The sequence below is a fragment of the Frondihabitans australicus genome, assembly GCF_003634555.1.
In the GTDB taxonomy this organism is placed as follows: domain Bacteria; phylum Actinomycetota; class Actinomycetes; order Actinomycetales; family Microbacteriaceae; genus Frondihabitans; species Frondihabitans australicus.
This window is the reverse complement of record NZ_RBKS01000001.1, coordinates 1,449,176-1,467,549: the sequence shown is the minus strand read 5'-3', so window position 1 is coordinate 1,467,549 and position 18,374 is coordinate 1,449,176. Positions and strand designations below refer to the sequence as shown.

The 18,374-nt window shown below is 70.9% G+C and carries 16 protein-coding genes; 11 read left to right on the top strand and 5 right to left on the bottom strand.

The window, feature by feature from the left end; translation table 11 throughout:
- Positions 1–3: 3 nt before the first annotated feature.
- From C8E83_RS06780 to C8E83_RS06750, 7 genes are all read left to right on the top strand, one after another.
- Positions 4–1,029, top strand: coding sequence for a permease (locus C8E83_RS06780; protein WP_121369020.1), 1,026 nt, complete (start codon positions 4–6; stop codon positions 1,027–1,029).
- A complete protein-coding gene (locus C8E83_RS06775; protein WP_121369019.1) occupies positions 1,022–1,873 on the top strand; it encodes a TIGR03943 family putative permease subunit in 852 nt (283 codons plus the stop codon). Before C8E83_RS06780 ends, C8E83_RS06775 begins: the two co-directional genes overlap by 8 nt.
- Positions 1,854–3,221 carry a hypothetical protein gene (locus tag C8E83_RS06770; RefSeq protein ID WP_121369018.1) on the top strand — a complete coding sequence of 456 codons (1,368 nt, stop codon included), beginning with the start codon at positions 1,854–1,856 and terminating at the stop codon, positions 3,219–3,221. The genes C8E83_RS06775 and C8E83_RS06770 overlap by 20 nt, the downstream gene beginning before the upstream one ends.
- A 63-nt stretch (positions 3,222–3,284) precedes the next feature.
- A complete protein-coding gene (locus C8E83_RS06765; RefSeq protein WP_147430104.1) occupies positions 3,285–4,493 on the top strand; it encodes a sensor histidine kinase in 1,209 nt (402 codons plus the stop codon).
- Positions 4,490–5,197 carry a response regulator gene (locus tag C8E83_RS06760; RefSeq protein ID WP_121369016.1) on the top strand — a complete coding sequence of 236 codons (708 nt, stop codon included), beginning with the start codon at positions 4,490–4,492 and terminating at the stop codon, positions 5,195–5,197. Before C8E83_RS06765 ends, C8E83_RS06760 begins: the two co-directional genes overlap by 4 nt.
- A gap of 153 nt (positions 5,198–5,350) precedes the next feature.
- Positions 5,351–7,321, top strand: a complete 1,971-nt coding sequence (locus C8E83_RS06755; protein WP_211331672.1) for a S53 family peptidase — start codon at positions 5,351–5,353, stop codon at positions 7,319–7,321.
- Between the two features lie 208 nt (positions 7,322–7,529).
- Positions 7,530–9,656 carry an acyl-CoA dehydrogenase family protein gene (locus C8E83_RS06750; RefSeq protein WP_121369014.1) on the top strand — a complete coding sequence of 709 codons (2,127 nt, stop codon included), beginning with the start codon at positions 7,530–7,532 and terminating at the stop codon, positions 9,654–9,656.
- Between the two features lie 314 nt (positions 9,657–9,970).
- Here the strand turns inward: C8E83_RS06750 and C8E83_RS06745 are convergent, their stop codons facing one another.
- The 4 genes from C8E83_RS06745 to C8E83_RS06730 all read right to left on the bottom strand — a co-directional run bounded on the left by C8E83_RS06745 (position 9,971) and on the right by C8E83_RS06730 (position 13,561).
- Positions 9,971–11,137: a glycosyltransferase gene (locus C8E83_RS06745; protein WP_121369013.1), complete on the bottom strand. Its 1,167-nt coding sequence runs from the start codon at positions 11,135–11,137 to the stop codon at positions 9,971–9,973.
- Between the two features lie 91 nt (positions 11,138–11,228).
- Positions 11,229–12,302, bottom strand: coding sequence for an LLM class flavin-dependent oxidoreductase (locus C8E83_RS06740; protein ID WP_170159863.1), 1,074 nt, complete (start codon positions 12,300–12,302; stop codon positions 11,229–11,231).
- Positions 12,299–12,793 carry an NUDIX hydrolase gene (locus tag C8E83_RS06735; protein ID WP_245981453.1) on the bottom strand — a complete coding sequence of 165 codons (495 nt, stop codon included), beginning with the start codon at positions 12,791–12,793 and terminating at the stop codon, positions 12,299–12,301. Before C8E83_RS06735 ends, C8E83_RS06740 begins: the two co-directional genes overlap by 4 nt.
- A gap of 3 nt (positions 12,794–12,796) precedes the next feature.
- Positions 12,797–13,561 (bottom strand): SDR family oxidoreductase, encoded by a 765-nt coding sequence (locus tag C8E83_RS06730; RefSeq protein ID WP_121369011.1) that lies wholly within the window; start codon positions 13,559–13,561, stop codon positions 12,797–12,799.
- Positions 13,562–13,744: 183 nt separating this feature from the next.
- Between C8E83_RS06730 and C8E83_RS06725 the strand changes: the two genes are divergently transcribed.
- The 4 genes from C8E83_RS06725 to C8E83_RS06710 all read left to right on the top strand — a co-directional run bounded on the left by C8E83_RS06725 (position 13,745) and on the right by C8E83_RS06710 (position 16,678).
- Positions 13,745–14,227, top strand: a complete 483-nt coding sequence (locus tag C8E83_RS06725; protein WP_121369010.1) for an NfeD family protein — start codon at positions 13,745–13,747, stop codon at positions 14,225–14,227.
- Between the two features lie 2 nt (positions 14,228–14,229).
- Positions 14,230–15,423: an SPFH domain-containing protein gene (locus tag C8E83_RS06720; RefSeq protein ID WP_121369009.1), complete on the top strand. Its 1,194-nt coding sequence runs from the start codon at positions 14,230–14,232 to the stop codon at positions 15,421–15,423.
- On the top strand, positions 15,420–16,172 hold the full coding sequence (locus tag C8E83_RS06715) for a glycerophosphodiester phosphodiesterase family protein (RefSeq protein ID WP_121369008.1): 753 nt from the start codon (positions 15,420–15,422) through the stop codon (positions 16,170–16,172). Before C8E83_RS06720 ends, C8E83_RS06715 begins: the two co-directional genes overlap by 4 nt.
- Positions 16,173–16,312: 140 nt before the next feature.
- On the top strand, positions 16,313–16,678 hold the full coding sequence (locus C8E83_RS06710) for an RNA polymerase-binding protein RbpA (RefSeq protein WP_121369007.1): 366 nt from the start codon (positions 16,313–16,315) through the stop codon (positions 16,676–16,678).
- Positions 16,679–16,730: 52 nt separating this feature from the next.
- On the opposite strand, the gene lnt is transcribed toward C8E83_RS06710, so the two are convergent.
- Positions 16,731–18,365 (bottom strand): apolipoprotein N-acyltransferase, encoded by a 1,635-nt coding sequence (lnt, locus tag C8E83_RS06705; protein ID WP_121369006.1) that lies wholly within the window; start codon positions 18,363–18,365, stop codon positions 16,731–16,733.
- Positions 18,366–18,374: the final 9 nt, after the last annotated feature.

Genomic DNA, 18,374 nt, shown 5'->3' with positions numbered 1-18,374 from the left:
GCCGTGACGACCCTCCGAGCAGCCGCGCCGCCCCGCGAAGGGCTGCGCTCGCGCACGCTGGTGGCCGGAGTCGTCGTCGTCGCCGCCCTCGCGGCCGCCCGAGTCGCCACGTCGGCTCTGCCGGCGGGGATCCTGCCGGACCGCCTCCAGGACTTCGTCACGCTGACCCTCAGCGTCGTCATCGAGTCGCTGCCGTTCGTGCTGCTCGGGATCGTGCTGTCGATCGCGGTGCAGGTCTGGCTGCCCGACGGAGTCTTCACGCGGATCCTGCCGACCACTCCCCTGCTCCGCCGCGCCGTCGTCTCGCTCATCGGCGTGTTCCTGCCGGTGTGCGAGTGCGGCAACGTGCCCCTGGCGCGCGGCCTCGTCGTGAAGGGCCTCTCGGTCTCCGAGTCGATGACCTTCCTCATCGCCGCCCCCATCGTCAACCCGATCACGATCGTGACGACCTATCAGGCCTTCGGCTTCTCGCACGGCATCCTCGTCGCCCGCATCGCCGGAGGCTTCCTCGTCGCGAACCTCCTCGGCTGGCTCTACTCGCGGCACCCCGACCAGCAGAGCCTCCTCACCGCCTCGTTCGCGCGCGAGTGCCGCGTCGAGGCGTCACACGTTCATGAGGGCGCAGGATCGCGGATCGCCTCCTCCGCCCAGGTCTTCCGCCGCGAGATGTCCGCCCTCCTCCCCGCGCTCATCGTCGGCGCGGCGATCGCCGGGGGCGTGCAGACGGTGGTCCCCCGCAGCATCCTCATCGCCCTCGGAGCGAACCCGGTGTGGTCGGTGCTCGCGATGATGGCGCTCGCGTTCGTCATCTCGATCTGCTCGAACGTCGACGCGTTCTTCGTGCTGCCGTTCGCGTCGACCTTCCTGCCCGGCGGCCTCGTCGCCTTCCTCGTCTTCGGGCCCATCGTCGACATCAAGATGCTGACCCTCCTGCGGACGACCTATCGGCCTGCCGTGCTCGTGCAGATCGCCGTCGTGGTCGGGCTGCTCGCCGCCACGATCGGGCTGGCGGTGAACGTCCTTGGCTGACACGCGGCCCACGCCCGGGCTCTCGCTCCGAGCCCTCGCCGACCGCTGGCAGGGGGTGGCGCTCACCCTCGCCATCGGCACGGCGACGCTCTGGCTCGCGGGCACCGGCCGCCTCATCCTCTACATCCACCCGCGCTACGTCGTGTTCACGGTGGCGCTCGTGGTGCTGGGGATGATCCTGGCGCTCGGAGCCCTCGCGGTCGGCGATCGCGACGCGGGGCACGAGCACGGGCCCGACGACGGCGAGCACGACGATTCGGGGGCGGACCTCGGGGGCGGCGGCGACCGCACGGCGAGTGGGCGCGGGGTGCGCGGCGGGCGCCGGCTCCTGGGCCTGATCGGGGCGGTGGTGACGGTCGGCGTGGCGGTCGCCCTGGTCGTGCTGCCGCCGGCCACCCTCTCGAGCGTGACAGCGGGCACGCGCGACGTCGGCGCCTCGACCCTCTCGCTCGGCGCCTCGGGCGGCTCGGCCGCGACCGCGTCGGGCGGGGCCACCGCGAAGTACACCGTGCTCGACTGGGCGACGCGCCTGCGGCAGTCGACGAGCCTCGGCGACTACGCCGGAAAGGCCGTCGACGTCACCGGGTTCATCGCCGCGTCGACCACCGATCCGAGGGACACCTTCGTCGTCACGAGGTTCGTCATCACCTGCTGCGCCGTCGACGCGCAGCCTGTCGGGCTGACCGTCTACGACCCGAACTGGCAGCAGTCGCTGAAGAAGGACGAGTGGGTCACGGTAAAGGGCGGCTTCGGCGCCAACCCTGCGGTCGGGCAGTCGCCGATCGCCGTCGTCCCCACCGCCGTCACGAAGGTCGCGCAGCCGCATGACCCCTACCTCTACTGAGCCGGACGGCGCCGCGGGCGCCGACGACGCCGACGACGCCTGGGCCGCCTGGGCCGCGCGCACGCCTGCTCCCACCGAGGTGGCCGCAGAATCGACGGAGATCCCGCGCCCCGCGCCCCCGGCCCGCCGGACGCGTGTGACGGCCGAGACGTCGTTCCGTCGATTCCTCGTCGGCACCATCGTGGTGCTCGCCCTGCTCTGCGCCGGATTCGTCGTGGTGAGCCAGCAGCAGGGCCCGAAGCTCGACCAGACCCAGGTCGACACCACCGCGGTGACGCAGGATCCCGGGCAGCAGGCCCGCCTCTTCGTCGCCACCGCCGTCTCGCACGTCGCGCGCTCGCAGGTGACCGTCACCCCCGACGTCCCGTTCACCGTGCAGACGGTCGGCACCGTCGTCGCCGTCCAGTTCACCGATCGCCTCGCGTACTCGACGCGCTACACGATCCGCGTCGACGGGGTGACGAGCGTCGACGGATCGCGGGCGTCGACCCTCACCACGCACTTCACGACGGCCTCGGCCTCGGTGCTCGCCCTGGTCAGGAACCCCGGCGGCGTCGACCAGATCGTCCGGGCCGACCTCCGCTCGCCGGGTCGTCCCGTGGTCTACCGGGCCCGCGGCATCCAGGCGTTCGGGCAGGTCGGCGACGACCTCGTCGTCGTCACCGAGCAGGCAGGACTGTCGACCATCTCGCTCGTCGCCCGCAGCGACGGCACCACCGAGAAGCTGGTGCTGCCCGGCGCGGGCACCGTCACGAGCTTCGCGGTCGACCCGCCGACCGGCGTCGTCGTCTTCGGCTGGACGGCCGCAGGAGCAGGCGGAACGCCCCGGCGGCCCGGCGCCACCACGCCCCTTTACACGATCCCCCTCTCGGGCAACCACCTGGCCACACGCCTCCTCGGCCCGGGACACCGGCCGGTGTCGGCCACGTCGTGGTTCATGACCGCCGGCGCACCCGTGGTCGTGGCCCGTGTCGCGGGTGGGGACGTGGAGAGGGTGGACCTGTCGCTCGGCGGGCGGGCGAGCGCCGTCTCGGATCCTGCGCCCTCGGTCTCGGCCCGGCTCAACGGGGAGGCGGGAGCGAGCGTCGTCGGCGGCGCGGCCCGGATCGAGGGCGGCCGAGTCGTCGTACAAGGCCGCTCCCTCTACGCGCCGATCGCGGGCACGCGGGTCGTCGCCGTCGAGGCGTCGCCCAACGGCGAGTTCGCCGTCGTCGTGACCGCACCGGCGTCGAGCCCCGCCGACGGGTACACCATCGACCCCGTGCCGGTCTCGCCGACGACCCTCGTCGTCGACGCGCGCTCGGGTGCCGTCGTGGCGAGCCTCAGCGGTGCTCACCTGGACTGGTGACACGGCGGGTCGGGCGGCTCGCCGCGCAGGTGCGCCGGATCGGCGACCAGTAGCGTTGCACCCGTGTGGAACTCGCTCGAACGCAGGCCGATGGTGGTCGACGTGCTCGTCGGCGTCGTCGCCCTGCTGTTCTTCGCGGCGCTCGACGTCACGCGCACCGGCTGGGAGACCCTCCCGGTCGACGCCCTGTTCGCGTTCGCCCTCGTGTTCCGCCGCCGCTCCCCCGGGCTCGCGCTCGCCGTCGCCTGGGTCGGAGCGATCACGCAGCTGGTGATCCTGCCGTCGTTCATCAACGGCAACGTCATGGTCGCCGCGGTCATCTTCGCCACCAGCCTCGCCGACGAGCCCGCCGTCCGTCGGCTCGGCCTGGCCTCGAGCATCCTCGGCGGCGTCGTCGGCAGCGCGAAGCTCGTCCTGATCACCGGGCTCTTCCTGCCACCCGAGGCCAGCCACGGGCAGGAGGCCGTCTCGCGCGTCCTCTACTTCACCGGCGTCGCCGGCGTGATCGCGGCCTCGCTCGCGCTGTTCTGGCTGCTCGGCGCGGTCACCAGGGTGCGGCGCGCGTTCATCGACGAACGCCTCGAGCGGTCCGAGCGCGAGCAGGAGCTCCTGCGCGCCGAGCTCCGCGTCGCCCAGGAGACCGAGCGCACCCGCATCACCCGCGAGATGCACGACGCCATCGGGCACTCCCTCGCCGTGATCATCGCGCAGTCCGACGGAGCGCGCTATGCCGTCGCCAAGAACCCGGCGGCCGCCACCGAGGCGCTCGGCGTCATCAACCGCTCCGCTCGCGATGCCCTCGACGACGTGAGCGAGCTGCTGAGTGTGCTCAAGGGCACCGGCGAGCACCACGGCACCCTCGGCGTCGCCGACCTCGACCGGATGCTCGACTCCATGCGCTCCTCCGGCCTCGAGCTGCGGTTCAGCGAGACCGGCACCCGTTTCGCCCTCTCGACCGCGGAAGACCTGGCGCTCTACCGGGTGGTGCAGGAGGCGCTCACCAACGCCCTCAAGCACGGCGGCCCGGGCACCGTGGTCGACCTGCGGCTCGACTGGGGCGCCGCCGAGGTCGTCGTCGACTCCCGCACCACCGAGAGCGAGGGCGCCGGGCTGGTCGACGACTCCCCCGCCCACCACGGCCACGGCGTCGCCGGCATGAACGAGCGCGTCCGGCTCGTCGGCGGCCGTGTCACCGCCGGGCCACGCACCGACGGCGAACGCGGCTACGTCGTGAACGCCCGCATCCCCCGAGCCCCAGGAGGCCACGAGTGACCGCCATCCGGATCGGCCTCGCCGACGACCAGCCGCTCTTCCGCGCCGGCATCCGCATGATCATCGAGTCGCAGGACGACTTCGAGGTCGTCTGGGAGGCCTCCGACGGCGCCGAGGCCATCCAGCGGCAGACCGACGAGCCCGTCGACCTCATCCTGATGGACCTCGAGATGCCCCGCGTGTCGGGTGTCGAGGCGACGAGCAGGATCCTGACGTCCGCCCCCTCCCCCGCCCTCGACGAGGCCCCGTCGCCCGGCACCCCGGCTGCCGCGAGCCCCCCGGCCCGCATCGTCGTCCTCACCACCTTCGAGCTCAACGACAAGGCGTTCCAGGCGATCCAGGCCGGCGCCTCCGGATTCCTGCTCAAGAACGCCGACCCGGAGTTCCTCCTCGCCGCGATCCGCACCGTCCACGCGGGGTCGGCCGTCGTCGCGCCGTCGATGATGAACGGCCTCGTCGAGCGCTTCGCCCGCCGCACCCCGCGGATCGACACCGATGCCCTCGGAGAGCTCACCGTGCGCGAACGGGACATCTTCGCCCTCCTCGCCTCCGGTCTCAGCAACAACGAGATCGCCGCCCAGCGGCAGCTGAGCGACGCCACCGTGAAGAGCCACGTCTCTCGAATCCTGCAGAAACTGCACCTTCGCGACCGCGTGCAACTCGTGATCTTCGCCTACGAGAACGGGCTCGTCAGCCAGGAATGAACCCCGAAACTGTACCCCGGTAGGAGTTAAGGGGGACTTGACGTGCCCCGTACGGGGGGTGGAGGGTACACAGCACACCGAGATTCTCGGCGGATTCCCACACCATCCTTAACGGGGGCATAAGTGAGCTCTAATTCTCGCCGTATCCGTCCCGTGCTCGCAGCGCTCGCCGCTGCCGCGACCGCGATCGCTCTCTCGAGCGTCGTCGCGTCTCCGGCCAGCGCCGTTGCGACCAGGCACGCCATCCCTGACTCCTCGCCTCACTGGCTGAGTCACGCGAAAGCCGTCTCGACGCCCTCGTCGGCGTCGAAGGTGACCTTCGGCATCCTGCTCAACATGCGCAACACGGCGCAGGCGAACGCGCAGGTCGCGGCCGTCTCGAACCCGTCGAGCGCCAGCTACGGCAAGTACCTCACCAACGCGCAGTTCAAGGCGACGTACGCCCCCACCGCGGCCAGCGTGAAGTCGGTGCAGTCGTGGCTCACGTCGCAGGGCTTCTCGCTCGGCACGACGCTCTCGAGCGGCATGTACGTGACCGCGACCGGCACCACGGCGCAGGTCGAGAAGACCTTCGGCACGTCGCTGAAGAACTACTCGTACCAGGGCAAGACCGTGCAGACGAACACGACGACGCTCTCGCTCCCCGACGGCACGCCGGCCACGGTCGTCAGCAGCGTCAACGGGGTCATCGGCCTCGACCAGGCGGTCACCTACAAGAAGCCGGCCGAGACCCTCCCCGGGCCGCCCGCCGGCGCGCGCTACGGCGTTCAGCCCTGCTCTGCCTACTACGGCCAGCAGGTCGCCTCGAACAAGCCCGACGCCTACGGCAAGAAGGCCCCGTACGCGGTCTGCGGCTACGGCTCGGCTCAGCTCCAGGGCGCCTACGGCGAGTCGTCGCTCATCAAGGCGGGCTACACCGGCAAGGGCGTGACCGTGGCGATCACCGACGCGTACGCCGCGCCGACGATCGCTCAGGACGCCGCCCTCTACGCCAAGCGTCAGGGCCAGCCCGGCTACTCGAAGGGCCAGTTCACGCAGATCACGCCCGGGCCCGACCAGTACGACCTGACCGCCGACTCCGAGTGCGGTGCCAGCGGCTGGTACGGCGAGGAGACCCTCGACGTCGAGGCCGTGCACGCCATGGCTCCCGGCGCGAAGATCGTCTACGTCGGTGCGCAGGACTGCTCGACCGGTCTCGACGAGGCCTGGGCCGCGTCGATCGACAACCACGTCGCCGACATCATCACGAACTCCTGGAGTGAGGGCATCGACGACATCGCCGACCTCGGCCAGTCGTACGTCGACTTCTACGAGCAGTACTCGACCGAGGCGGCCCTCACCGGCATCTCCGTCACCTTCTCGTCGGGCGACGACGGCGACGGCACGGCCGGTGGCACGAACCTCTCGGCCAAGACCGTCGGGTTCCCGAGCGACCTGCCCTACGTCACCGGTGTCGGCGGCACGAGCGTGCTGATCAACTCGAAGAGCCAGTGGCAGGGCGAGTACGGCTGGCAGTCGTCGTACTCCGCACCTCTCTCGTCGTCCGGCTGGGGCACCCTGCCCGGCACGTACTCGTCGGGTGGCGGCGGCGGAACGTCGACGCTGTTCACGCAGCCCTTCTACCAGAAGGGGGTCGTGCCCACGTCGGTCTCGGAGGCCTTCGGAACGACGCCGATGCGCGCCGTGCCGGACATCTCGATGGTCGGCGACCCGAACACGGGCATGCTGGTCGGCGAGACCCAGGCGTTCGCGGACGGCACGTACTACGACGAGTACCGGATCGGCGGCACCAGCCTCTCGTCCCCGCTCCTCGCCGGTGTGCTGGCGGTCGCGTCGCAGTACTCGCACCGCACGCTCGGATTCGTGAACCCGCTGTACTACAAGATGCTCGGTACCAGCGCGATCCACGACATCGTCGCCCCGAAGTCGCCGATCGCCCAGGTGCGCACCGACTTCGTCAACGGAGTCGACAACTCGGCGGGCAAGACGTACAAGGTGCAGACGATCGACGTCCAGTCGACCACCCTTCACGACACGAAGGGCTACGACGACGAGACCGGCGTCGGCACCCCCAACGGTCCGAACTTCTTCGCGGCGGTCAAGTCGCTGACCAAGAAGCGGTAACCTGCACCACCCACTGAGACGGCCCGTCCGAGCTTCCGCTCGGGCGGGCCGCTTCGCGTGCGCGGACGACGGGCATGGAGGGTTCCCACAAAGGCGAGACGAGCCGAACCAGGTCGCTTGGTGGGCGGGCTACGAGCGATTTCGCACGCGCGCCCGGCGCGATCTAGCGTTCCACGTGACGACGACGCGAAAGAAGGAATCAGCGCAGATGACCCGCCTCGACGACGCTCCCGCTCCAGTGAACAACCAGGGCGCAGGAGCCCCGCACTCCCCCGCCGACCCCACGCCCGAGGGCGCGCGACCGTCCGCCCCCGCACCCACCGCGGGCACCGTCGCCCGCATCGACACGGCCTGGCTCGGCGAGTACCTGCTGGGGCGGTGGGCCGACGCCCGGAAGCACTCCCGCGAGCTCCTGCGGGACAGCGCGTTCCACCAGGACCCCGAGCTCAGCCTCGCCGAGATGCGCCAGCGCTGCCTCGACCAGATGCACGAGCTGCTGCGCAGGAACGCCGTGCTCCGGGCGTTCCCGAAGCACCTCGGCGGCGGCGACGACCACGGCGGCAACGTGGCCGCGTTCGAGGAGTTCGTGAGCGCCGACCCGTCGCTGCAGATCAAGGCCGGTGTGCAGTGGGGCCTCTTCGGCTCGGCGGTGCTCCACCTCGGCACCGAGGAGCACCACGAGCGGCTCCTGCCCGGCATCATGAACCTCGACGTGCCCGGCGCCTTCGCCATGACCGAGACGGGTCACGGGTCGGACGTTGCGTCGATCGGCACGACGGCCACTTACGACGACGAGGCCGAGGAGTGGGTGATCCACACGCCGTTCCGCGCGGCCTGGAAGGACTACCTGGGCAACGCCGCGATCCACGGTATCGCCGCCGTCGTCTTCGCCCAGCTCATCACGGGCGGGGTCAACCACGGCGTCCACGCCTTCTACGTGCCGATCCGCGACGAGAACGGCTTCCTCCCCGGCGTCGGCGGCGAGGACGACGGCCGCAAGGGCGGCCTCAACGGCATCGACAACGGCCGCCTCCACTTCGACCACGTGCGAGTGCCGCGCACCAACCTCCTCGACCGCTATGGCCACGTCGAGCCCGACGGGTCGTACTCGTCGCCGATCGCCAGCCCCGGCCGCCGCTTCTTCACGATGATCGGCACGCTCGTGCAGGGCCGCGTCTCGCTCGACGGCTCCGCGGTCGTGGCGTCGAAGCTCGGTCTCGCCATCGCGATCCGGTACGGGTCGGAGCGGCGGCAGTTCACGGCGGCGGACCCGACGAGGGAAGAGGTGATCCTCGACTACCAGCGGCACCAGCGTCGGCTCCTGCCGCGCCTCGCCACCACGTACGCCATGTCGTTCGCGCACGAGCGCCTGCTCGAGACCTTCGACGGCGTCTTCTCGGGCGAGCACGCCACCGACGACGACCGCCAAGACCTGGAGACCCTCGCCGCCGCCCTCAAGCCGCTCAGCACCTGGGCGGCACTCGACATCCTGCAGGAATGCCGCGAGGCCTGCGGCGGCTCCGGCTTCCTCGCCGAGAACCGCTTCACGCAGCTCCGGGCCGACCTCGACGTCTACGCGACCTTCGAGGGCGACAACACCGTGCTGCTGCAGCTGGTCGCGAAGCGGCTGCTCACCGACTACGGCAAGCGGTTCGCAGGAGCAGACGCCCGCCAGCAGGCGGCCCTGGTCGCCACGCAGGTCGGGCAGACGTCGGTCGACCGGTCTGGCCTGCGCCGCATCGTGCAGTCGGTCTCCGATCTCGGCCAGACCGCCCGCGCCGTCGGGCACGTCCGCGACGAGGACACCCAGCGGCAGCTGCTCGCCGGCCGCGTCGAGACGATGGTGGCGGAGCTCGCCGCGCGCCTGCGCCCGTCGTCGAAGCTGACGCCCCTCGAGGCCGCCAAGCTCTTCGACCGCAACCAGTCCGAGCTCATCGACGCGGCCCGCGCGCACGCCGAGCTGCTGCAGTGGGAGGCGTTCACCGACGCTCTCGCCGGCGTTGCCGATGAGTCCACGCGGCGCGTGCTCACCTGGCTGCGCGACCTCTTCGGCCTCACGCTGATCGAGAAGAACCTGGCCTGGTACCTGATCCACGGGCGCCTGTCGGCGCAGCGCGCGACGGCGATCACCGACTACATCGACGACCGCCTGCTCCCCCGCCTCCGGCCGCACGCCGTCGACCTCGTCGACGCGTTCGGGTTCGCTCCCGAGCACCTGCGCGCGCCCATCGCGACGGGTGCGGAGGCCGGCCGGCAGGCGGAGGCGGCGGAGTACTACCGTGCGCTGCGGGCGAGTGGCGCTGCTCCTGCGCCCGAGAAGAAGCCCGCCCGCTGAGTCGTTCGCCTGCGAGGTGATCGTCGCCGCGGGAGGACTGCGTCGCCGCGGGAGGACAATGTCGCCGCGGGAGGACCTGTCGGCGCCCGCCAGTTTCGCTCGGGAGGGAATCGCTCGACGGCGCCCTCCCCAGCGGGCGGAAAGGCGCTCGGCTCCCGCCCGAAGTCGCGAGATCGGCCGGGAATCCTCCCGCGGCGAAAAGGAGTCCTCCCGGCGGAACGAGCCCATCGGGCGCAGGACCTCCTGACGCCGCGATCTCCTCCGTGCGACACGAGGGCACGGCTCAGCCGTGCGAGTGCAGAGGGCGAAGCGACCTACGCGGCGGGCTCCTCGGCCAGCGCCGGCGAGGTCGGGGCGTGCTCGTGGTCGAGGATCTCGTCGAGGGTGACGATCTCGGCCGGAGCCTGCTCGTGCTGCTTGTAGACGACGCGCGACTGGTAGAGGTAGCGCAGAGTGAAGCCGATGACGATCAGCACGGCCTGCACCGGCACGCTCGGCAGGTGCGTCGTCTCGACGATCACCCAGAGCGCGAAGGTGCGGACGGCCGACTCGGTGCCGTTGAAGGCGAAGGTGTGCCACCAGCGCTTCCACACGCCGCGGGCGCCGGCCTTGAGGTCGTTGAAGATGAAGCGCTCCTGCAGCAGGAAGTTGCCGATGATCGTCACGATCGCGGCGATGCAGGCGGCGGCGAGGTAGCCGACGCCGAAGTGCTGAAGACCCGCGAGGATCACGAGGTTCGCCACCGCACCGAGGGCGCCGATGGCGGCGAAACCGGAGATGCGGCCGAACTTGAGGTCGAAGAGCTGGCGGCCGAGGGCGATGCCCTGCTTCATGTCGGCCTTCGACGTGCCGGCGAGGCGGGCCTCGAACACGAGCGGGACCTCGCCGATCTGGAGGTCTTGGCGGGCGAGGATCTCGAGCAGGATCTTGAAGCCGCGCGGGTGGAGCCCCTCGAGGTCGATCGACTCGCGGCGAACCGCGAAGAAGCCGCTCATCGGGTCGGTGGTGCCGCCGAGACGCTTCGGGAACAGGGCCTTCGTCACCTGGATCGACACCTGCGACACGAAGCGACGCAGTCCGTTGCTCAGGCCGTCGCTCGAGCCGCCGGCGACGTGGCGGGAGGCGACGACGACGTCGACGCCGTCGACCGTGCCCTTGGCGACGAGCGACGGGATGGTCTCGGGACGGTGCTGCAAGTCGCCGTCCATGACGACCTGCCAGGTCGAGTCGGACGACCGGAGGCCCTCGATCACGGCGCCCGAGAGGCCGCCGACGGGGACGTCGCGGTGGATCATGCGGACGGGCAGCGGAGCGGTCTTCGCGACCTCGCGGATCACGTCGGGCGTGTTGTCGCGGGAGTCGTCGACGAAGACGATCTCGGTGTCGATCCCGGCTTCCGAGACCGCCGCGTGCACGCGCCTCACCAGTTCGGCGACATTGGGTGCCTCATTGAAGGTGGGGACGACGACGGAGAGCTCCATAGGTCAAACCTACTGAAGACGGTTTTGAGTCGAATCGTCCGACCGGCCCAAAACGGTCGTCATCACATGTGATGAGAGACGGGGCGCAGGATCAGGCCGACGCGGTGGCGGGCACCCACCCGAGCGCCGGTGCCACGTGCTCGGCCACCGCCTCGATCGTGCGGAGGTGCGCGTCGAGGCCACCGTTCGCGGGCAGAGTGAGCGTCAGCTCGGTGACCTCGTCGAGCGCCTCGTCGGCGAGCAGCTCGTCGACGATCTGCGACGGAGACCCGGCGTGCACCCGGTCGAAGCGGATCTTCACGTTCTCGTCGTGCGGGCGGCCGTCGTCGTGCATGCGCTCGGCGTAGCCCGCGATGAAGCCGGCGTACGCCTCCTCGTCGGCCGTCGACATGAGCGGCAGGATGATGCGGCCCGCCGCGACGCGGGGCTCCCGGCCGCTGCCGGCGGTGGCCTCGGCGAACGCCTCCCGGTATGCGCGGAGCTGCTTCGCCTGACCGGCGGCGAACGTGTCGCCGGTCTCCTCGGTGTTGAGGGTCGAGACGTGCAGGTCGAGCCCCTGCGAGCCGGTTCTCGCGGCAGAGCGGAGGGATCCTGCGCCGTACCAGACCCGGTCGGCGAGGCCGGGCGAGTGGGGCCTCACGATGAGGTCGGTGTCGGCGGGGATCGACATGTAGCCGGCGCCGGAGTTCGCGACGGTGTCGCCGCGGAGCGCCGACACGAGGCGGCCGAGTCGGTGCTGCGACTCGTCGGCGAACGACCGCTCGGTCTCGCCGAAGACCGGGTCGAAGGTCGCGGCGAACTCGGGGATGCCGGTCGACAGGCCGAGTTCGAGGCGGCCGCCGCTCAGCAGGTCGACGGTCGCGGCGTCCTCGGCGAGGCGGATCGGGTCTTCGTAGCGCATCGGGATCACGCCGGTGCCCATGCGGATGCGGCTGGTGCGCTGCGAGACGGCGGCGAGAAGGGTCATCGGACTCGAGGGAAACTCCTCGAAGTGGCGCACCCGGATCCAGCCGATGTCGTATCCGACCTCCTCGGCGCGCTGGAAGAGCCGGATGCCGTCGTCGAGTGCTCGTGCGGCGCCGTCGTCGGGCAGACCCTGACCCCGGTAGGGGTTCGAGACGAACGAGAGGAAGCCGAGTTCGAGCGGACCGCGACCCGTCGTCACGCCAGGGCCCTGCGCACCAGGTCGACCAGCACGGCCGGCTCGAGCGGCTCGTCGGTCGACTCGAGCTCGGCGAGCGACCACCAGCGCGATTCGAGGATGTCGACCCTCTCGTCGTCGGTCCAGTCGTCCTCGACGATGTCGAAGTGCGGCAGGTGCACGACGTAGAACTCGGCGTGGCCGTGCGTGTGGTCGGCGGCGTCCCACGGCACCGCGAAGTCCTCGGTGTAGACGACGGGCCCAGGATCCGCGATCGTCTGCCCGGTCTCCTCGTGGAGCTCCCGAATGGCAGCCTCGGCGTGCGTCTCGCCCTCGTCGACTCCGCCGCCGGGCGTGATCCAGCGCGCCGAACCGGACGTGTCGGGCGCTTTCGTCAGCATGAGCAGCACGCGATCGTCCTCGTCGATCACGACGAGACGCGAGGTGGCGCGCAGGATCACGCGGTCGGAGTCGCTCACGGGGCCGGAGTCGCTCACGCGGCCGGAGTCGCTCACGGGTCAGGCCTTCGCGAAGTCCGACACGTCGCCGACGAGGCGCTCGTGGTCGGCGGGGATCTCGTCGACGGCCGCGCTCGCGACCTCGGCGGCGAACTCGGCCACGTTGTACAGCTTGCCGGCCGACTCGCGGCGCGACGCGATGGCGCCGGGGTTCGAGCGCTCGAGCAGCGTCGCGGTGATGGTGCCCTCGATCATGTCGCCCGAGACGACGACGAACGAGATGCCCTTCTCGGTCAGGCTCGGGATCAGCTCGCGCAGGGCGTCCTCGCCGGCGCGCTTGGAGAGCGCCACGGGGAGGTACTCGGGCATGGTCTCGGTGGTGCGGATGAAGTGCGCCTGGTGGCTCGTGACGAAGACGACGCGCGAGCCCGGCGCCATGAGCGGCAGGGCCTGGTTCAGCACGTCGACCTGGGCGTCGCGGTTGAGCAGGAGCGCGTAATTCTCGGCCATGCCCGACTCCATGCCGCCCGACGCGTTCAGCACCAGGAGGTCGAGGCCGCCCCACTCCTTCTCGACCGTCGACATCATGCCGCCCACCGATGCGGGGTCGGTGAGGTCGGCGCCGATCGCGAGAGCGTCTCCCCCGGCGGCGACGATCTTGTCGACCAGCTGGACCGCGCGCTTCTCCTTGTTGCGGTAGTTGATGACGACCTTCGCACCGGCCGCGGCGAGGTACTGGGCGGTGTCGGCGCCGACGCCGCGGGACGAGCCCGTGACCAGGGCGCGCTTGCCCTCGAGCGAGCCGGATGCGAGCGGGGTTTCCACGGGGTGTCTCCTTCGGTACGGCGCATGCCGGAGGCGCGTGCGACCGGCCCCACGATATCAACTGTGAGAGCGCCGCCCGTGCGGCCGCGGAGCCTCGCGGACTGCTAGTGTGGCCGAAATGACAGCGTGAGATATACAGCGCTGCCGAACAAGTGGGCCCCGCGGCCCAAGGGGTTGAGAGCTATGGAGCTGTTCACCACGTACGCGTGGATCATCTGGGGGGCCCTGATGCTCCTGTTCGTCATCGTCGAGGTGGCGACGGTCGAGTTCACGTTCCTCATGCTCGCGGTCGGCAGCCTCGCCGGCCTCGTCACCGACCTCGTCGGGGGTCCCTTCTGGCTGCAGGTGCTCGTCGCGGCGGTGGTCGCCCTGCTCCTGCTGTTCACCGTCCGCCCGCCCCTGCTGCGGGCCCTCAAGCGCGGCGGCGACCCCACCCCGTCGAATCTCGACGCCCTCCTGGGCATCCGGGGCGAGGTGCTCCTGCCCCTCACCTCGACGGCCGTCGGCGCCGGGCCACTCGGCCAGGTGAAACTCGCCAACGGAGAGACCTGGACGGCGAGGCTCCTCGCCGCCGACGGCACTCCGACACTCGACCCGGGCACGGCCGTCGTCGTGACCGCCATCGAAGGGTCGACGGCCGTCGTCGTCCCCGCTGAAAGGATCTGAGCATGACCACCGTGAATCCGGTCGGGATCGTCCTCGCCGTCGTCCTGATCATCGTCATCATCTTCGTGCTGGTGATCCTGTTCCGATCCATCCGGATCATCCCCCAGGCGACGGCCGGCGTCGTGGAACGCCTCGGGCGGTACCACAAGACCCTCGCCCCGGGCCTGAACATCCTCGTGCCGTTCATCGACCGGGTCCGCCCGCTGCTCGACATGCGCGAGCAGGTCGTGTCGTTCCCGCCGCAGCCCGTCATCACGGAAGACAACCTCGTCGTTCGCATCGACACCGTCGTCTACTTCCAGGTGACCGACGCCCGGGCCGCGACCTACGAGATCGCGAACTACCTCGGCGCGGTCGAGCAGCTCACCACCACCACCCTCCGAAACGTGGTCGGCGGCCTCAACCTGGAGGAGGCGCTCACCAGCCGCGACAACATCAACGGCCAGCTGCGCGTCGTCCTCGACGAGGCGACGGGAAAGTGGGGCATCCGCGTCGGCCGAGTCGAGCTCAAGGCGATCGAGCCGCCGGCGTCGATCCAGGACTCCATGGAGCAGCAGATGCGCGCCGAGCGAGACCGCCGAGCCCAGATCCTCCGCGCCGAAGGCACGAAGCAGTCCGCGATCCTCAACGCCGAGGGCTCCCGGCAGGCCGCGATCCTCGAGGCCGAAGGTAGCGCGAAGGCCCAGGTCCTCCGGGCCCAGGGTGAGGCCGAGGCCATCCAGACCGTGTTCCAGGCGATCCACGACGGCGACGCCGACCCGAAGCTGCTGGCGTACCAGTACCTCCAGACCCTGCCGAAGATCGCCGACGGCAACGCCAGCAAGGTCTGGATGATCCCGTCGGAGTTCACCGAGGCCCTCAAGGGCATCGGCGCAGGGTTCCTCGGCGCGCGCGACGCACTCGGCGGCGCGGCTGCCGCCGGCGGAGCGGCCGGTGCGGCGGGCGCCGCGGGTGCCGCGGCGTCGGACGAGCCGCGGGGCCGCAGGGCCTCCTCCGGGACGACCGGTGCGGCGCCGGGGTCGCTCCTCGCCGATGCGCTCGCCTCTGCGGCCGCCGCGTCGAAGGAGGCGTCCACGGCGGCGGATGCCGCGGCGGAGGCCACTGCGTCAGCGGGCGAGGTTCCGCCGGCTCCTGCGCCCGCTACAGGCGACCAGCCGGGCACCGCAGCCCCGTCCGCTCCCGCACCGACCGAATGAGCGACTGGTTCTCGGGGCCTCGGCCGCGGGTGATCGCGCACCGCGGTCTCGCGCTCGGGGCTCCCGAGAACACTCTTCTCGCCTTCGTGCAGGCCATGGCGATCGGCGTCACCCACCTCGAGACGGACGTCCACGCCACGAGTGACGGCGTCGCCGTGATCAGTCACGACCCCGACCTCGGGCGCCTGACCGGCGACTCGACGCCCCTGGCGTCGCGCACTCGCGACGAGCTGCGACGAGTGCGGCTCGGTGCCGACCAGACCGTGTCGACCCTCGCCGATCTGCTCGACGCTCTCCCCGACGCGTTCTTCAACATCGACCTCAAGGTCGACGCCGTGGTCGAGCCCGCCGTCGCCGCGATCGACGCGGCGCGCGCCTGCGACCGGGTGCTGATCACCTCGTTCGACGACCGCCGGCGGCAGCGGGCCCTCGACGCCCTCCCCGGCGTGGCCACCTCCCCCGGGTCGCGCGGGGTCGTCGCCGCGGCACTGGCCGGGCGGCTCCGCGCGCCGATGATCGCCCGCCGGGTCTTCGACTCCGTCGACGCGCTCCAGATCCCCGAGCATCACCGCGGCGTGCGGATCCTCACACCCGAGCTCGTGCGCCTGGCGCACAACCGCGGCGTCGAGGTGCACGTCTGGACGGTCAACGATCCCGCCGACATGCGCCGCCTGCTCGATCTGGGCGTCGACGGGCTCATCACCGATCGGGCCGATCTCGCCCTCGACGTCGTCGCCGCACGCGCGTGACTCGGGGCCTTCCGCAACGAGTCGCTACGCCGGATGCGTCACGATCGCCTGGGAGCGACCTGTTAAACCCGGGCCGCGGAAACAAACTCCCATGCTAAGTCGTTATAAAGGGCGATTGCAACGCGAGAGGAGACCACACAATGGCAGATCGCAGTTTGCGCGGAATGAGGCTCGGCAGCCAGAGCCTCCAGAGCGAAGAGGGCGTGGAGTTCTCGCCTCGCAAGAAGGCCGTCTACCAGACGGCCGACGGAGCGACCTTCGAGGTCGTCTTCGCCGCCGAGGCCGAGATCCCCGAGTCCTGGCAGTCCCCCAAGACCGGTCAGGAAGGGACTCTGCTGTCAGCCGACGGCAAGCCCGTCGAGATCGACCGCGGCGACACCAAGACGCCGCGAACCCACTGGGACATGCTCATGGAGCGACGGACACGCGCCGAGCTCGAGGAGCTCCTGCAGGAGCGCCTCGACTACCTGCGCGCACGGAAGGGGCAGCAGAAGATCGGCGCCTAGCGTCGATCAGAAGCGGAGGCCCCGGGGCGCGCCGTACTGGGCGGCGCGCTCGTCACGCGTCGGCGAGAGCCGGCGCGTTTTCTCTGCCCTCGTGAGGGCCTGCGCCGTCCGAGCCGTCACCGTCGGCACGATCGTCGCCGACGGACGACCGGCGAGGCAGGATCCGCGAGCCGACACCCGAGAGCACCAGCACGGCCAGCCCGAGCCAGCACGCGATCGCCTCGAGCGCCCCGCCGAACCGGATCGCCGGCGTGATGCCCGACCCGAGCGTGACCTTCGTCACCATCGCGGCGGGCTTGTACGCCGGGATCGAGTCGATCGTCTTCCCGTCGGCCGAGATGACGGCGCTCGACCCGACCGTGGAGATGTTCACGAGGGGCCGCGAGGTCTCGATCGCGCGCAGGCGGGCGATCGCGAGCTGCTGCGTGTTCTCCTCGCTGCGACCGAAGTCGGCGTTGTTCGTCTGCGCGAGGATCACCTTCGCTCCCCCGTTCACCATCTGCGTCGTCAGGGCGTCGTCGACGATGTCGAAGCAGATCGCGAACCCGGCCTTGACGCCGTTGACGGTGAGCACGTTGGCTCCTGAGCCCGAAGTCTCGTCACGGGTGAGGAGGCCGACGAGGCTGGGCGCCAGGGCGTTGAAGAAGGGCCGGTCGGGCACGTACTCGCCGAACGGCACGAGGTGGCGCTTGTCGTACTGCGCCGTGACCTTCCCGCCCTGCCAGACGATCGACGAGTTGTAGAGCTTCGTGCCCTTCTGCGTGATCACGCCGGAGACGAGCGGCGCGTCGTAGCGCTGCGAGATGGTGTCGAACGCGTATCGGCCGAAGCTGTCGCGCGTCGGGTCGCGGTCGCTGGCGCCCTCGGGCCAGACGACCATGTCGACCTTCTTCGACGTCGGCACGTGCTCGTAGGTCGCCTCGACCTGGGCGTTCGTGAGGTCGCCGTACTGGTGCTGCTGGAAGAAGCCGGCCTTGCTGTCGCCTTGCACCGCCGCGATCGTCGTCGTGCCGGCGTCGTGCGTCGGCCAGGCCGGGACCACAAGGAGCACGCCGCACGCCACGACGGCCACCCCCGCGCGCACCACGACGCGCATCGGCCGCTCGAGGGCGAGCTGCACGAGCAGGGCGACGACGCCCACGATCACGAAGCTCAGCCCGGAGAGGCCGAGGTAGGCCGCTAGCGACGCCAGAGGGCTCGTGGACTGGCTTTCGGCGATCCTGCCCCAGGCGAACCCGCCGTAAGGATAGTGGCCGGCCAGGTACTCGCGGCCCGTCCATAGCCCGCCCACGGCGATCGGGATCACGAGGAGGCGACCCCAGGCGTTCGGCAGGACGCGGGGTACCCAGCGCAGCACGAGGGCGATGGCGACGCTGCCGGCGGCGAAGAAGAGCCCCTCGAAGGCGGCGAGAGCGATCCACGGCACAGGCCCGAGGTAGGTGCTGACCCACTGGATCAGCAGGAAGAAGAACGTGAGCCCGCCGACGCAGCCGACGAGGATCGCGCCGCCGAGCGACCGGCCGCGCAGCGCCAGCAGGGTCAGCGCGATGCCCGGGAAGGCGGCGACCCACACGTTCGGGCTCGGGAACGCGATGTCGAGCAGTACGCCGCCGAGCGCGGCCGCGATGAGCGCCTGCCACAGCGGCAGCCGGAGGTCGCGAGCGGGGCGCGTGACGGAGCGGGGCACCCCCGAATC

Bases quoted from the DNA above. Each gene is read 5' to 3' on its own strand.
- C8E83_RS06750 (WP_121369014.1), top strand. From the start codon at position 7,530: ATGACCCGCCTCGACGACGCTCCCGCTCCAGTGAACAACCAGGGCGCA.
- C8E83_RS06710 (WP_121369007.1), top strand. From the start codon at position 16,313: ATGGCAGATCGCAGTTTGCGCGGAATGAGGCTCGGCAGCCAGAGCCTC.
- C8E83_RS06720 (WP_121369009.1), top strand. From the start codon at position 14,230: ATGACCACCGTGAATCCGGTCGGGATCGTCCTCGCCGTCGTCCTGATC.
- C8E83_RS06770 (WP_121369018.1), top strand. From the start codon at position 1,854: ATGACCCCTACCTCTACTGAGCCGGACGGCGCCGCGGGCGCCGACGAC.
- C8E83_RS06745 (WP_121369013.1), bottom strand. From the start codon at position 11,137: ATGGAGCTCTCCGTCGTCGTCCCCACCTTCAATGAGGCACCCAATGTC.
- C8E83_RS06715 (WP_121369008.1), top strand. From the start codon at position 15,420: ATGAGCGACTGGTTCTCGGGGCCTCGGCCGCGGGTGATCGCGCACCGC.
- C8E83_RS06725 (WP_121369010.1), top strand. From the start codon at position 13,745: ATGGAGCTGTTCACCACGTACGCGTGGATCATCTGGGGGGCCCTGATG.